Origin of the sequence: Pseudomonas sp. CHM02 (genome assembly GCF_000612585.1) — a bacterium.
Lineage (GTDB): Bacteria > Pseudomonadota > Gammaproteobacteria > Pseudomonadales > Pseudomonadaceae > Aquipseudomonas.
Genome location: NZ_JFCA01000026.1, coordinates 53,959 through 67,617, shown reverse-complemented (window position 1 = coordinate 67,617; position 13,659 = coordinate 53,959). Strand labels below are relative to the sequence as shown.

General features: G+C 59.9%; 13 protein-coding genes. 10 read left to right on the top strand and 3 right to left on the bottom strand.

All coding sequences use genetic code 11. The features are described 5' to 3' along the window. The first annotated feature begins 131 nt into the window (after positions 1-131). The 7 genes from apaG (at position 132) to BM70_RS0116505 (ending at position 8,175) form a co-directional block, all read left to right on the top strand. Positions 132-512, top strand: coding sequence for a Co2+/Mg2+ efflux protein ApaG (apaG, locus tag BM70_RS0116535; RefSeq protein WP_010206973.1), 381 nt, complete (start codon positions 132-134; stop codon positions 510-512). Continuing rightward, complete coding sequence (locus tag BM70_RS0116530; protein WP_025857041.1) at positions 512-1,363, top strand: symmetrical bis(5'-nucleosyl)-tetraphosphatase; 852 nt, start codon at positions 512-514, stop codon at positions 1,361-1,363. Before apaG ends, BM70_RS0116530 begins: the two co-directional genes overlap by 1 nt. Positions 1,364-1,395: 32 nt before the next feature. Beyond that, positions 1,396-1,725, top strand: coding sequence for a thiosulfate sulfurtransferase GlpE (gene glpE / locus BM70_RS0116525; RefSeq protein WP_025857039.1), 330 nt, complete (start codon positions 1,396-1,398; stop codon positions 1,723-1,725). Positions 1,726-2,009: 284 nt separating this feature from the next. Then, a complete protein-coding gene (locus tag BM70_RS0116520; RefSeq protein WP_025857038.1) occupies positions 2,010-3,932 on the top strand; it encodes a PrkA family serine protein kinase in 1,923 nt (640 codons plus the stop codon). A 113-nt stretch (positions 3,933-4,045) separates the two neighbouring features. After that, entirely contained in the window at positions 4,046-5,317 is a 1,272-nt protein-coding gene (locus BM70_RS0116515; RefSeq protein ID WP_016977872.1) for a YeaH/YhbH family protein, read from the top strand. Next, positions 5,314-6,879: a SpoVR family protein gene (locus tag BM70_RS0116510; RefSeq protein WP_025857037.1), complete on the top strand. Its 1,566-nt coding sequence runs from the start codon at positions 5,314-5,316 to the stop codon at positions 6,877-6,879. Before BM70_RS0116515 ends, BM70_RS0116510 begins: the two co-directional genes overlap by 4 nt. A gap of 63 nt (positions 6,880-6,942) precedes the next feature. Continuing rightward, a complete protein-coding gene (locus tag BM70_RS0116505) occupies positions 6,943-8,175 on the top strand; it encodes a multifunctional CCA addition/repair protein (protein WP_025857036.1) in 1,233 nt (410 codons plus the stop codon). Between the two features lie 72 nt (positions 8,176-8,247). On the opposite strand, the gene folK is transcribed toward BM70_RS0116505, so the two are convergent. Both folK and folB read right to left on the bottom strand, forming a co-directional pair. Continuing rightward, entirely contained in the window at positions 8,248-8,766 is a 519-nt protein-coding gene (gene folK / locus BM70_RS0116500) for a 2-amino-4-hydroxy-6-hydroxymethyldihydropteridine diphosphokinase (RefSeq protein ID WP_025857034.1), read from the bottom strand. After that, positions 8,757-9,110 carry a dihydroneopterin aldolase gene (gene folB, locus BM70_RS0116495; RefSeq protein ID WP_015886183.1) on the bottom strand — a complete coding sequence of 118 codons (354 nt, stop codon included), beginning with the start codon at positions 9,108-9,110 and terminating at the stop codon, positions 8,757-8,759. The genes folK and folB overlap by 10 nt, the downstream gene beginning before the upstream one ends. Before the next feature lie 74 nt (positions 9,111-9,184). Between folB and plsY the strand changes: the two genes are divergently transcribed. Continuing rightward, the gene (plsY, locus tag BM70_RS0116490) at positions 9,185-9,754 is read left to right on the top strand and encodes a glycerol-3-phosphate 1-O-acyltransferase PlsY (protein ID WP_025857033.1); all 570 of its coding nucleotides are present in this window, start codon (positions 9,185-9,187) and stop codon (positions 9,752-9,754) included. Positions 9,755-9,787: 33 nt separating this feature from the next. Here plsY and tsaD read toward each other — a convergent pair whose 3' ends face one another. Next, positions 9,788-10,813: a tRNA (adenosine(37)-N6)-threonylcarbamoyltransferase complex transferase subunit TsaD gene (gene tsaD, locus BM70_RS0116485; protein WP_025857032.1), complete on the bottom strand. Its 1,026-nt coding sequence runs from the start codon at positions 10,811-10,813 to the stop codon at positions 9,788-9,790. A gap of 202 nt (positions 10,814-11,015) precedes the next feature. On the opposite strand from tsaD, the gene rpsU reads away from it, so the two are divergent. Both rpsU and dnaG read left to right on the top strand, forming a co-directional pair. Further along, complete coding sequence (gene rpsU / locus BM70_RS32460; RefSeq protein ID WP_002551877.1) at positions 11,016-11,231, top strand: 30S ribosomal protein S21; 216 nt, start codon at positions 11,016-11,018, stop codon at positions 11,229-11,231. A gap of 445 nt (positions 11,232-11,676) precedes the next feature. Next, positions 11,677-13,650, top strand: a complete 1,974-nt coding sequence (gene dnaG / locus BM70_RS0116475) for a DNA primase (protein ID WP_025857031.1) — start codon at positions 11,677-11,679, stop codon at positions 13,648-13,650. The last annotated feature ends 9 nt before the right edge of the window (positions 13,651-13,659 follow it).

Genomic DNA, 13,659 nt, shown 5'->3' with positions numbered 1-13,659 from the left:
GATCGCCATCGCCGACAAGCAGGCTCCTACAATGGCGTGCAGCCAGACAGCATGTCTGGCCTAGTGCCCACCTCTTGGCCTAGACTGATCCGCATCTGCTGTCCTCCGCTTTTGCTTTTAAGGCCTCTTGCATGTCCGATCCTCGCTACCAGATCGACGTCAGCGTCGTCACCCGCTTCCTGGCGGACCAATCGCAACCTGAACAGAACCGCTTCGCCTTTGCCTACACCATCACGGTGAAAAACAACGGGCTGGTGCCGGCTAAGCTGCTGTCGCGCCACTGGGTCATCACCGACGGTGACGGTCAGGTCGAAGAAGTTCGCGGTGCAGGCGTGGTCGGCCAGCAGCCGTTGATCGACAGCGGCGCCAGCCACACCTACAGCAGCGGCACGGTGATGACCTCCAAGGTCGGCACCATGCAGGGTTCGTATCAAATGAAAGCCACCGACGGCCAACTGTTCGACGCCATCATTGCGCCCTTCCGTCTCGCGGTACCCGGAGCCCTGCACTGATGGCGACCTACGCGGTCGGAGACCTGCAAGGTTGCCTGGAGCCCCTCAAGTGCCTGCTTGAGCGCGTGGCCTTCGAGCCGAGCACAGACCGCCTGTGGTTGGTCGGTGACCTGGTCAATCGCGGCCCGGCGTCCCTGGAGACGCTGCGCTACTTATATAGCCTGCGTGAATCCCTGGTGTGCGTACTGGGCAACCACGACCTGCACCTGCTGGCGGCCGGCAATAACATCGAGCGCCTGAAGAAGGGCGATACCCTGCGGGAAATCCTCGAAGCGCCGGATCGCGCCGAGTTGCTCGACTGGCTGCGCCGGCAAAAAATCATGCATTACGATGAAGGCCGCAACATGGCGCTGGTCCATGCGGGCATCCCGCCCCAGTGGACACTGAAGAAAGCCCTCAAGTGCGCCGCCGAAGTCGAAAGCGCCCTGACCGATGACAACCTGTACACCGCCTACCTCGACGGCATGTACGGTAATGAACCGGTCAAGTGGGACAGTGAGCTGAGCGGCGTTATCCGCCTGCGAGTGATCACCAACTATTTCACGCGCATGCGCTTCTGCACCGCCGAGGGCAAGCTGGACCTCAAGAGCAAGGAAGGTGCCGACACCGCGCTGCCCGGCTACAAGCCCTGGTTCGCCCACAAGGAACGCAAGACTCGCGACACGAAGATCGTCTTCGGGCACTGGGCAGCCCTTGAAGGCAAATGCGACGAGCCCGGCGTGTTCGCCCTCGACACCGGCTGTGTGTGGGGCGGCGCCATGACCCTGATGAACATCGACACTGGCGAGCGCCACAGCTGCCAGTGCCAATCTCCCCTTCCCGTTACACTGCCGGCCGCCGCCAAGCGCTAGACGCAGCCGCTGCCAAGCCCAAGGAGACCGCCATGAGCGAATTCAAACGTATCCCCCCTGAACAAGCCCAGGCCCTGCGCGAGCAAGGTGCAGTGGTGGTCGATATCCGTGACCAACCGACTTATGTGGCTGCCCACATCAGCGGCGCCCAGCATCTGGACAACGTCAACATCGCCGATTTCATCCGCGCTGCCGACCTTGATGCGCCGGTGATCGTGGCCTGCTACCACGGCAATTCCAGCCAGAGCGCGGCAGCCTATCTGGTCAGCCAGGGCTTCTCCGACGTTTACAGCCTGGACGGTGGCTTTGAGCTGTGGCGTACGACCTATCCTGCGGAAATTTCCTCAGGCGATTCGCAATAATTTTTTTCACACCCCGCTACCCCGCGTGATGCTTGGGCTCGCGCCGTTTCTGACGAACGGCGCAGCCAAACTAATTGTGCATCGCGCCTTGACCTCTCCGATTCCGAACTATCCTTAAGCGCAGGCCATCCGAATCAGGGGAGAGCCGGTACACCGGCGTGCGGGTCATCGGTAGCGTTTCAGGGTGTTTGGGGGGAAAACGGCCGTTGGCGTTCGCCAATGTCTGCCAGCATCGACTGATTGATCCGGCGTCGGCTCCACGTATCGAGCGAGGTGACGACGTCATGAGTATTTTTAGCCACTTCAAAAACCGCTTCGAATCCACACAGCAGGAAGAACTCACGCTGCAAGAGTATCTCGAGCTGTGCAAACAGGATCGCAGCACCTACGCGTCTGCCGCCGAACGTCTGCTGCTGGCAATTGGCGAGCCGGAGCTGATAGACACCTCGAACAATTCGCGCCTGTCGCGAATATTCTCCAACAAGGTGATCCGTCGCTACCCTGCCTTTGAAGACTTCCACGGCATGGAAGAATGCATTGACCAGATCGTCTCCTACTTCCGCCATGCCGCCCAAGGCCTGGAAGAGAAGAAACAGATCCTCTACCTCCTCGGCCCGGTCGGCGGCGGCAAGTCATCCCTGGCCGAAAAACTCAAACAACTGATCGAGAAGGTGCCCTTCTACGCCATCAAGGGCTCACCGGTCTTCGAGTCGCCATTGGGGTTGTTCAACGCCACGGAAGATGGCGCGATCCTCGAGGAAGACTTCGGCATCCCGCGTCGCTACCTCAATACCATCATGTCGCCCTGGGCAACCAAGCGCCTGGCCGAGTTCGGCGGTGACATCAGCCAGTTCCGCGTGGTGAAACTCTACCCGTCCATTCTCAACCAGATCGGTGTGGCCAAGACCGAACCGGGCGACGAGAACAACCAGGACATCTCGGCGCTGGTGGGTAAGGTCGATATCCGCAAACTCGAGGAATTCCCGCAGAACGACGCTGACGCCTACAGCTACTCAGGCGCACTGTGCCGGGCCAACCAGGGCCTGATGGAATTCGTGGAGATGTTCAAGGCACCGATCAAGGTGCTGCACCCGCTGCTCACCGCAACCCAGGAAGGCAACTACAACAGCACCGAAGGCCTGGGCGCGATTCCGTTCACCGGGATCCTGCTGGCTCACTCCAACGAATCGGAATGGCACACCTTCCGCAACAACAAGAACAACGAAGCCTTCATCGATCGGATCTACATCGTCAAGGTGCCGTACTGCCTGCGGGTCAGCGATGAAATCAAAATCTACGACAAGTTGCTGTTCAACAGCTCCCTGGCCAAGGCCCATTGCGCCCCCGATACGCTGAAGATGCTCGCGCAGTTCACCGTGCTATCGCGTCTCAAGGAGCCGGAAAACTCGAATATCTATTCGAAGATGCGCGTGTACGACGGCGAAAACCTCAAGGACACCGACCCCAAGGCCAAGTCGATCCAGGAATACCGCGACACGGCCGGTGTGGACGAGGGCATGAACGGCCTGTCGACGCGCTTTGCGTTCAAGATCCTGTCCAAGGTCTTCAACTTCGATCCCCACGAGATCGCCGCTAACCCGGTGCATTTGCTCTACGTGCTGGAGCAGCAGATCGAGCAGGAACAATTCCAGGCGGAAACCCGCGAACGCTACCTGCGCTTCCTCAAGGAATACCTGGCGCCGCGCTACATCGAGTTCATCGGCAAGGAAATCCAGACCGCGTACCTGGAGTCCTACAGCGAGTACGGCCAGAACATCTTCGACCGCTACGTGCTGTACGCCGACTTCTGGATCCAGGACCAGGAATACCGCGACCCGGAAACCGGCGAGATCCTCAACCGCGTAGCCCTCAACGAGGAACTGGAAAAGATCGAAAAACCCGCCGGCATCAGCAACCCGAAGGATTTCCGCAACGAAATCGTCAACTTCGTGCTGCGCGCCCGCGCCAACAACAATGGCAAGAACCCAACCTGGCTCAGCTACGAGAAGCTGCGGGTGGTCATCGAGAAGAAAATGTTCTCCAACACCGAGGATCTGCTGCCGGTCATCAGCTTCAACGCCAAGGCCAGCAAGGAGGACCAGCAAAAACACAACGACTTCGTCACACGAATGGTCGAGCGCGGCTACACCGACAAACAGGTACGGCTGCTCTCCGAGTGGTACCTGCGGGTTCGCAAATCGCAGTAAGGCAGCGACAGGCGTGTGCTGCCGGGCCCCTGGCCTGGCAGCCGACCGCTTGTCTCTAAGCTTCCAGCTCGCGGCTTGAAGCTTGTAACGTGAAGCTGCCCGGAGGGCTCCCCATGAGCTATGTGATCGACCGACGCCTCAATGGCAAGAACAAGAGCACGGTAAACCGCCAGCGTTTCCTGCGGCGTTACCGTGACCACATCAAAAAGGCCGTTGAAGAGGCCGTCAGCCGCCGCTCCATTACCGATATGGAGCATGGCGAGCAAATCAGCATTCCCGGACGGGACATCGACGAACCGGTGCTCCACCACGGCCGGGGCGGCAAGCAGACCGTCGTGCACCCCGGCAACAAGGAGTTCACCACCGGCGAACATATCCAGCGTCCCCAAGGCGGCGGCGGGGGCAAAGGCCCGGGCAAGGCGGGCAACTCCGGCGAAGGCATGGACGAGTTCGTGTTCCAGATCACCCAGGAAGAATTCCTCGAATTCATGTTCGAAGACCTGGAACTGCCCAACCTGGTCAAGCGCAACCTGACCGGCACCGACACGTTCAAGACCGTGCGCGCCGGGATCAGCAACGAGGGCAACCCGTCACGCATCAATATCATCCGCACCCTGCGCTCGGCCCATGCCCGGCGTATCGCCCTGTCGGGCAGCAGCCGCGCCAAGCTGAAGGAAGCCAAGGAGGAGTTGGCGCGCTTGAAGCGCGAAGAACCGGACAACTTCGGCGATATCCAGGAAATCGAGGCGGAAATCGAGAAACTCAGCGCACGCATTCACCGAGTGCCGTTCCTCGACACCTTTGACTTGAAATACAACCTGCTGGTCAAGCAACCCAACCCCAGCTCCAAGGCGGTGATGTTCTGCCTGATGGACGTATCGGGCTCCATGACCCAGGCCACGAAGGACATCGCCAAGCGCTTCTTTATCCTGCTGTATCTGTTTCTCAAGCGGAACTACGACAAGATCGACGTCGTGTTCATCCGCCATCACACCAGCGCCCGGGAAGTGGACGAGGAAGAGTTCTTCTACTCGCGGGAAACCGGCGGCACCATCGTCTCCAGTGCCTTGAAACTGATGCAGGAGATCATGGCCGAGCGCTATCCGGCCAACGAGTGGAACATCTACGCCGCCCAAGCCTCGGACGGTGACAACTGGAACGACGATTCGCCGATCTGCCGCGACATCCTGATCAACCAGATCATGCCGTTCGTGCAGTACTACACTTACGTTGAAATCACCCCCCGTGAGCACCAGGCCCTGTGGTTCGAATACGAGCGCATCGGCGAAGCGTTTGCCGATACCTTCGCCCAGCAGCAACTGGTCTCGGCCGGCGATATCTACCCGGTCTTCCGTGAACTCTTCCAGCGCAGGTTAGTGACATGACCGCCAAAAAAGAGCAAAAACGCCAACCTATCTCCACGGGGTCTGAGTGGACCTTTGAACTGATCCAGGCCTATGACCGGGAAATCAGCCGCATTGCGGCGGGTTATGCGCTGGACACCTACCCTAACCAGATCGAAGTGATCACCGCCGAACAGATGATGGATGCCTACGCCTCAGTGGGCATGCCCCTGGGCTATCACCATTGGTCCTACGGCAAACACTTCCTCAGCACCGAAAAGTCCTACACCCGCGGCCAGATGGGCCTGGCCTACGAGATCGTCATCAACTCCGACCCTTGCATAGCCTACCTGATGGAAGAAAACACCATCTGCATGCAGGCACTGGTGGTCGCGCATGCCTGCTATGGGCACAACAGCTTCTTCAAGGGCAATTACCTGTTCCGCACCTGGACGGACGCCAGTTCGATCATCGATTACCTGGTGTTCGCCAAGCAGTACATCATGCAGTGCGAGGAACGCCACGGCATTGATGCGGTGGAAGACCTGCTCGATTCCTGCCATGCGCTGATGAACTACGGCGTGGACCGCTACAAACGCCCGTACCCGATTTCCGCCGAGGAAGAACGCCTGCGCCAGAAGGAGCGCGAGGAACACCTGCAGAAACAGATCAACGACCTGTGGCGCACCATTCCCAAACGCGCCGGCAAGAACAGTGACAAGGACAATGCACGCTTCCCCGCCGAACCTCAGGAAAACATCCTGTATTTCCTGGAAAAGCACGCGCCACTGCTGGAACCCTGGCAACGGGAAATCGTGCGTATCGTGCGCAAGATCGCGCAGTACTTTTATCCACAGCGCCAGACCCAGGTCATGAACGAAGGCTGGGCAACGTTCTGGCACTACACCTTGATGAACGACCTGTACGACGAAGGCCTGGTCACCGACGGCTTCATGATGGAGTTCCTGACCTCCCACACCAGCGTGGTCTTCCAGCCCGGCTTCGACAGCCCTTACTACAGCGGCATAAACCCTTATGCGCTGGGCTTTGCCATGTACCGCGACATCCGGCGCATGTGCGAACACCCCACCGAAGAAGACCGCCGCTGGTTCCCGGAAATTGCCGGCAGCGATTGGCTGTCCACCATCAAGTTCGCCATGAGCAGCTTCAAGGATGAGAGCTTTATCCTGCAGTACCTGTCACCGCAGGTGATCCGGGACCTGAAGCTGTTCAGCATCCTCGACGACGACCTCAAGGATGACCTGGTGGTACCCGCCATCCACGACGAACCCGGCTACCGCACCATCCGCGAAACCCTCGCGGCGCAGTACAACCTGGGCAACCGTGAGCCCAACGTGCAGATCTACAGCATCGACGTGCGCGGCGATCGCTCGCTGACCCTGCGTCACCAACAGCACGACCGCAAGCCTTTGGGCGAGTCCACCGAGGAAGTGCTCAAGCACCTGCACCGGCTGTGGGGCTTCGATATCCACCTGGAAACCCTGCAAGGCGATCAGGTGATGAAGACTCACCATGTGCCACCGCGCAGCGATCATAACGACAACGACTACGGCCGCCTGGACCTGGCCGTCGTTCATCTCTGAAACAGCAAAGCCTCCATTGGCCAGGCACAGGCGGTATCCTGTGGCGCTAATGGAGGCTTTTTCATGAAAATCTACAAAGTCGGCGGTGCCGTGCGTGACCGCTTGTTGGGCATTGAGGTGACCGACATCGACCGCGTCGTCGTGGGCGCAACCACCGACGAGATGCAAGCCAAGGGTTTCAAGCCCGTCGGTGCAGACTTCCCGGTATTCCTGGACCCGAAAAACGGCGATGAATACGCCCTTGCCCGCACCGAACGCAAGAGCGGCCGGGGTTATGGCGGCTTTGTGTTTCATGCCAGCCCCGAGGTTACGCTGGAGGAAGACCTGATTCGTCGCGACCTGACCATCAATGCGATGGCGGAAGACGATGACGGCAACTTGACCGACCCTTATCACGGCCAACGCGATCTTGAAGCGCGCATTCTGCGCCATGTTTCCCCGGCGTTCGCCGAAGATCCCCTACGCGTACTGCGGGTCGCCCGCTTTGCTGCGCGTTACGCACACCTGGGTTTTACCGTCGCGCCGGAAACACTGGAATTAATGCGTCAACTCAGCGAATCCGGCGAATTGGAGGCCCTGACGCCTGAACGCAGCTGGAAGGAAATTTCCCGAGCGTTGATGGAAGATCAGCCTCAAGTGTTTATCCAGGTCCTGCGCGACTGCGATGCGCTGAAGACCTTGATGCCTGAGGTCGATGCACTGTTCGGCGTGCCGCAACCCGCAGCCCACCACCCGGAAATCGACACCGGCATACACACCTTGAGCGTGCTGGAACAGGCAGCCTTGCATCAGCAACCGCTGACCGTGCGCTGGGCCTGCCTGTTGCACGACCTGGGCAAGGGCACAACGCCTGTGGATAAGTTGCCGCAGCATATTGCCCATGAACACCGGGGCTTGAAGCTGATCAAAGCCGTCAATGAACGCTTCAAAGTGCCCAAGGATTGCCAGGAACTGGCGCTGCTGGTGGGCCAATATCACACCCACGGCCATCGTGCACTGGAACTGAAAGCCTCGACCTTGCTGGAATTGCTGCAGAGCTTTGACGTATACCGTCGGCCGCAGCGCTTTGAGGAGTTCGTGGTCGCCTGCGAAATGGACGCCCGAGGCCGCAAGGGTCTGGAGCAAAGAAGTTATCCACAAGCGGAGTATCTGCGCGGCGCGGCCAAAGTGGCCCGCCAGGTGGCGGTGGCGCCCCTGCTGGAGAAAGGATTCAAAGGCCCGGAGCTGGGCGAGGCGCTCAAGCGCGAACGGCTCAAAGCACTGAAAGCCTACAAAGAACAACACGCCCTCATGTAGGAGCGAGCCTGCTCGCGAAGAACGTCAACGATAACGCGGCGCTCTCAAGTTTTTCGCGAGCAAGCTCGGCTCCTACAGGAGCGTGTTCGGTGTCAGTTGCTGGCCTTGCCATTCAAACCCGACAGGCGCCAGCACTTGGTCAATCTGCGCATCGCGCCACAGCTCAGCCAGGGTCTTGCCTACCTCAGGGTGCACACGCTCCGGCGCCATCAACGACAGCGGCCACAGCACAAACGCATTCTTGAGGATCTCCGCACGCGGCAGCACCAAACCATCGAAGTTGCCCACCAGTTCGCCATACAGCAGCACGTCGATATCCAGCGGCAGGCCTTTGCGATCCGGCGCATAGCGTCCGTTATCGGCCTCGATGAATTTGAGCCGACGATCCAGCGCCATCAGGGGCAGATCGGTATAAGCCGACACCACCAGATTGAAGAACGGCCCGCTCTTGATACCCACCGGCTGGCTTTCGAACACTGCCGAGCAACGCACATCCGTCAAGAAACTCGCCAACGCGTCGAGGCCGGCGCACAGATGACGCTCGCGCTCGATATTGCTGCCTAGGCCAAGGTAAACCTGAGTTAGCGACATCCGCGCTCGATCTCCACGCCGACACCCTTGGCAGCCGGCACGGCCCCAGGCTTGGTCAACTTGAGGTGCAGCCAGGGAATCTGGAATTCACTCATCAGCACTTCGGCCAGGCGCTCGGCAAAGGTTTCCACCAACTGGTACTGGGATTGTTCGGCAAAGGCCTGGATGCGCGCAGACACGCTGGCGTAATCCAGTGCCAGGGTGAGGTCGTCACCGGCGGCGGCCGGGCGGTTGTCCCAGGCGAAGCTCAGGTCCAGGCGCAGGCATTGACGGATTCCGCGCTCCCAGTCGTAGGCCCCGATGACGGTGTCGACTTCCAGGCCTTCGATAAACACTCTGTCCAAGCACTCTTCTCCGCAGCACGACAAGGGCGCGATGCCCCGTTAGAATCAGGGCGTCCTCGCCCGGAATAGTTAGCATGTTTTGGTCACTGGCGATTCTCGCCTACCTGCTCGGCTCGCTGTCCTTCGCCATTTTGCTCAGCCGCCTGACGGGAAATCCCGACCCGCGAATGAGTGGCTCAGGCAATGCCGGCGCCACCAATATGTTGCGCCTGGCCGGCAAGAAGCTCGCCGTACTGACGCTGCTGGGCGACGTGTGCAAGGGCTTGCTGCCCGTGCTGATCGCCAGCCTCGCCGGCCTTACCCTGCAACAACAAGCCTGGATCGGCGTATGTGCCGTCCTGGGCCATCTGTTTCCACTGTACTTCCGCTTTCGCGGTGGCAAAGGCGTCGCCACGGCGGCCGGCATGTTGCTGGGGATCTACCCACCGGCAGCGCTGCTGGCTGTACTCGCCTGGCTGCTGACGTTCTACCTGACCCGCACCAGCTCACTTGCCGCGCTGATCGCCACGCCGCTCACCCTGCCGTTACTGGCGTGGCAGGAACCGGCGGCGCTGCTGCCGATGAGCGTGCTGACACTGTTGATCGTCTGGCGCCATCGGGGCAATTTACGCGACCTGTTTGCAGGGCGCGAACGGCATTTTTAAATACGTTCACTGAGCCCGGCCCACGTTACGGCGTTACAGCGGCGACAACTGCTCCATCGGCCAGCGCGCCTGCACGCTGATTGCCAGGCTTTCATGCTGCCCGGCCTGCAGGCGCTGGCAACCGGCGTAGGCGATCATCGCACCATTGTCGGTGCAGAATTCCGGCCGTGCGTAGAACACATCACCCTTCATGTCACCGAGCATTTTTTCCAGCGACGTGCGCAAGGCCTTGTTGGCGCTGACGCCGCCTGCGATCACCAGGCGCTTCATGCCTGCCTGCTTCAGGGCGCGCTTGCACTTGATGGTCAAAGTCTCCACCACGGCCTGCTGGAACGCCAGCGCAATGTCGCAACGGGCTTGCTCACTGTCGTCCCCGGCGCTGACGCTCTGCTGCCAGGTGTTCAACGCGGAGGTTTTCAAGCCGCTGAAGCTGAACATCAGGCCCGGGCGATCACACATCGGGCGCGGGAAGGTGTAGCGGCCGGCAACACCCTTTTCGGCGAGGCGAGCGATTTCCGGGCCACCCGGATAATTGAGGCCCATCATCTTCGCGGTCTTGTCGAAAGCTTCACCCGCGGCGTCATCCAGGGATTCACCCAAAAGGGTGTATTGACCGATGCCATCCACCTGAACCAACTGCGTATGGCCGCCCGAAACCAACAAAGCGACGAACGGGAACTGTGGCGGTGTTTTTTCCAGCATGGGCGCCAGTAAATGGCCCTCCATGTGGTGCACACCGAGGGCCGGAATGCCCCAGGCAAAGGCCAGCGCCTGGGCGCAGGAGGCCCCGACCAGCAGGGCCCCGACCAATCCGGGGCCGGCGGTGTAGGCAATGGCGTCGATCTCGGTCGGCACGCAGCCGGCTTCATCCAGCACCTGACGAATCAGGGGCAGCATGCGTTTGACATGATCGCGGCTGGCCAGCTCCGGCACCACGCCGCCATAGGCGCGATGCAGGTCGATCTGGCTGAACAGCGCATCGGCCATGAGCCCGCGTTCACTGTCGTAAAGTGCGACACCGGTTTCGTCGCAGGAGGTTTCAAGTCCCAGTACTAGCATGGGTTTGCGCCTTGTAGAGGCTGAATTCGAAGGCGCGCATAATAGTCGCCACTCCCCCTCCCGACTAGCGGTTTTCGATCAGAGGCTTTGCATTCCGGGCAATGAGGGGTTAACATCCGCAACCCTTAAAAACCGACGACCTCAGCCGCGAATTTTTTGCGACGAGAACGTTGATCCCGGTAATGAAAGAAGGTAGCTCTGGATGCCAGCCGTCAAAGTTAAAGAGAACGAACCCTTCGACGTAGCTCTGCGTCGTTTCAAGCGCTCCTGCGAAAAAGCCGGTGTACTGGCTGAAGTTCGTAGCCGCGAATTTTACGAGAAGCCTACTTCTGAGCGTAAGCGTAAAGCAGCAGCCGCTGTTAAGCGTCACGCCAAGAAAGTTCAGCGCGAACAGCGCCGCGCCGTTCGTCTGTACTAATACACAGACGTTCGTAGCAAGCTTCTGCCAAGCCCGGCCCTCAGCCGGGCTATTGGCATTTGCGGATATCGCTTGATGCTTCACTGTCGACGCCGCACATGCGACCGAGACAACTGCTTCACACGTCAGGACTGGCTCTTTTGCCAGCGGTGCACGTCTCTTCTGACGAGCCTAACAAGGCTACTGACGAGCACACTTATTCTGCAAACAGGCGACCAACCGTGTCGACTGTGCCTATCGAGGCGTTTCCGAGGCTCATCATTGGCCAAGACCGGACGCCGGGGCAACATTTCCACACCGAAGACTGATCAGAAACTAACGTCAGTGAATATTCGGCAGATACACTTCCGTACAACCCATGCAGTCGCTAGATGCTCGAGCACTCGATACGTGCGCTTGAACACTTCACGGGCCCTCATTTACACGCAGTGATGACGAGAACGCCATGGCCGGGCTGATTCCCCAGAGCTTTATTGACGACCTTCTGAACCGCACCGACATCGTCGATGTTGTCAGCTCGCGCGTGCAAATGAAGAAGGCCGGCAAGAACTACACCGCCTGCTGCCCGTTCCACAAGGAAAAGACCCCCTCGTTCAGCGTCAGCCCCGACAAGCAGTTCTACTACTGCTTCGGCTGCGGCGCGGGCGGCAATGCCCTGGGCTTCATCATGGACCACGACAACCTGGACTTCCCCCAGGCCGTCGAGGAACTGGCAAAAGCCGCCGGCATGGAAATTCCCCGCGAAGAAAGTGGTCGCCCGCACAAACCGCGGCAACCTACCGATTCGCCGCTGTACCCGTTGCTGACTGCCGCTGCCGACTTCTACCGTCAGGCGCTTAAAAGCCATCCGCAGCGCAAGGCCGCCGTCGACTATCTCAAGGGTCGCGGCCTCACGGGTGAGATCGCCCGCGACTTCGGTCTCGGCTTCGCCCCACCCGGCTGGGACAACCTGTACAAGCACCTGAGCAGCGACACCCTGCAGCAGAAAGCCATGATCGACGCCGGCCTGCTGGTCGAGAACGCCGAGACCGGCAAGCGCTACGACCGCTTCCGCGACCGCGTGATGTTCCCGATCCGCGACAGCCGCGGCCGCATCATCGCCTTTGGTGGCCGAGTCCTGGGGGACGACAAGCCCAAGTACCTGAACTCGCCGGAAACCCCGGTATTCCATAAAGGCCAAGAACTCTACGGCCTGTTCGAGGCACGCAAGAACAACCGCAACCTCGATGAGATCATCGTGGTTGAAGGCTACATGGACGTGATCGCGCTCGCCCAACAGGGCCTGCGCAACGCCGTGGCCACCCTCGGCACCGCCACCAGCGAAGAACACATGAAACGACTGTTTCGCGTGGTGCCCAGCGTGCTGTTCTGCTTCGACGGCGACCAGGCGGGTCGCAACGCTGCCTGGCGCGCGCTTGAAGCAACACTGTCGAGCCTGCAGGACGGACGTCGCGCACGCTTTCTGTTCCTGCCAGAAGGCGAAGACCCGGACACCCTGGTGCGCTCCGAAGGCACCGACGCATTCCGCGCGCGCATCAATCAACATGCGCAGCCGCTGGCGGACTATTTCTTCCAGCAACTGACCGAAGAAGCCGACCCGCGCTCCCTCGAAGGCAAGGCCCACATGGCCACCCTCGCGGCACCGCTGATCGACAAAGTGCCCGGCGCCAACCTGAAATCCCTGATGCGCATGCGCTTGCTGGAAATCACCGGGCTCAGCGGTGAAGCCGTCAGCCAGCTGGTGCACAACGCACCGCATGATGCCGCGCCACCGGCCTACGACCCAGGCATGGATTACGACGCCATGCCGGACTACTCCGACTTCCATCAACCGCAAGAGGCCTACGCGCCCCAGCAGGAATGGACACCGAAGAAACCCGGCGCAGGCGGCAAGAAATGGGACAAGAAGCCCTGGAACAAGAACGGCAAGCGCGGTGACGGCGATGAGGCGTATGCCCCACGCACCCCGGTTGCCGTAGAAGCGCCGACGCTGATTGCCCTGCGCACGCTCATCCACCACCCGCAACTCGCGGAAAAGGTCGAGAGCGCCGATCACTTTGCCAACGAGAGCAATACCTACGCCCAGGTACTGATCGCCTTGATCGAGGCGGTCCAGAAAAATCCTAGGCTAAACTCAATTCAGTTGATGGCGCGTTGGCATGGCACCGAACAAGGCCGTTTGTTGAAAGCACTCGCGGAAAAGGAGTGGCTAATTGACGGCGATAACCTTGAACAACAGTTTTTAGACACCATTACTAGGTTATCCGCGGGTCAGCACACGCAGACCCTCGATGAGCTCATCAAGAGAGCAAGGCAGCCGGGATTGACGGCTGAAGAGCAAATTCAGATAGCAAAACAGATGCGCGACCTCTTAAAACAGAATGTTTCCGCATCAAACCCGACCTCAGCTGGCGTGTGAGGTCATAGC

Excerpts from the sequence above, each read along its gene's own strand:
- apaG (WP_010206973.1), top strand. The coding sequence starts at position 132 with ATGTCCGATCCTCGCTACCAGATCGACGTCAGCGTCGTCACCCGCTTC.
- BM70_RS0116530 (WP_025857041.1), top strand. The coding sequence starts at position 512 with ATGGCGACCTACGCGGTCGGAGACCTGCAAGGTTGCCTGGAGCCCCTC.
- glpE (WP_025857039.1), top strand. The coding sequence starts at position 1,396 with ATGAGCGAATTCAAACGTATCCCCCCTGAACAAGCCCAGGCCCTGCGC.
- BM70_RS0116520 (WP_025857038.1), top strand. The coding sequence starts at position 2,010 with ATGAGTATTTTTAGCCACTTCAAAAACCGCTTCGAATCCACACAGCAG.
- BM70_RS0116515 (WP_016977872.1), top strand. The coding sequence starts at position 4,046 with ATGAGCTATGTGATCGACCGACGCCTCAATGGCAAGAACAAGAGCACG.
- BM70_RS0116510 (WP_025857037.1), top strand. The coding sequence starts at position 5,314 with ATGACCGCCAAAAAAGAGCAAAAACGCCAACCTATCTCCACGGGGTCT.
- BM70_RS0116505 (WP_025857036.1), top strand. The coding sequence starts at position 6,943 with ATGAAAATCTACAAAGTCGGCGGTGCCGTGCGTGACCGCTTGTTGGGC.
- folK (WP_025857034.1), bottom strand. The coding sequence starts at position 8,766 with ATGTCGCTAACTCAGGTTTACCTTGGCCTAGGCAGCAATATCGAGCGC.
- plsY (WP_025857033.1), top strand. The coding sequence starts at position 9,185 with ATGTTTTGGTCACTGGCGATTCTCGCCTACCTGCTCGGCTCGCTGTCC.
- tsaD (WP_025857032.1), bottom strand. The coding sequence starts at position 10,813 with ATGCTAGTACTGGGACTTGAAACCTCCTGCGACGAAACCGGTGTCGCA.
- rpsU (WP_002551877.1), top strand. The coding sequence starts at position 11,016 with ATGCCAGCCGTCAAAGTTAAAGAGAACGAACCCTTCGACGTAGCTCTG.
- dnaG (WP_025857031.1), top strand. The coding sequence starts at position 11,677 with ATGGCCGGGCTGATTCCCCAGAGCTTTATTGACGACCTTCTGAACCGC.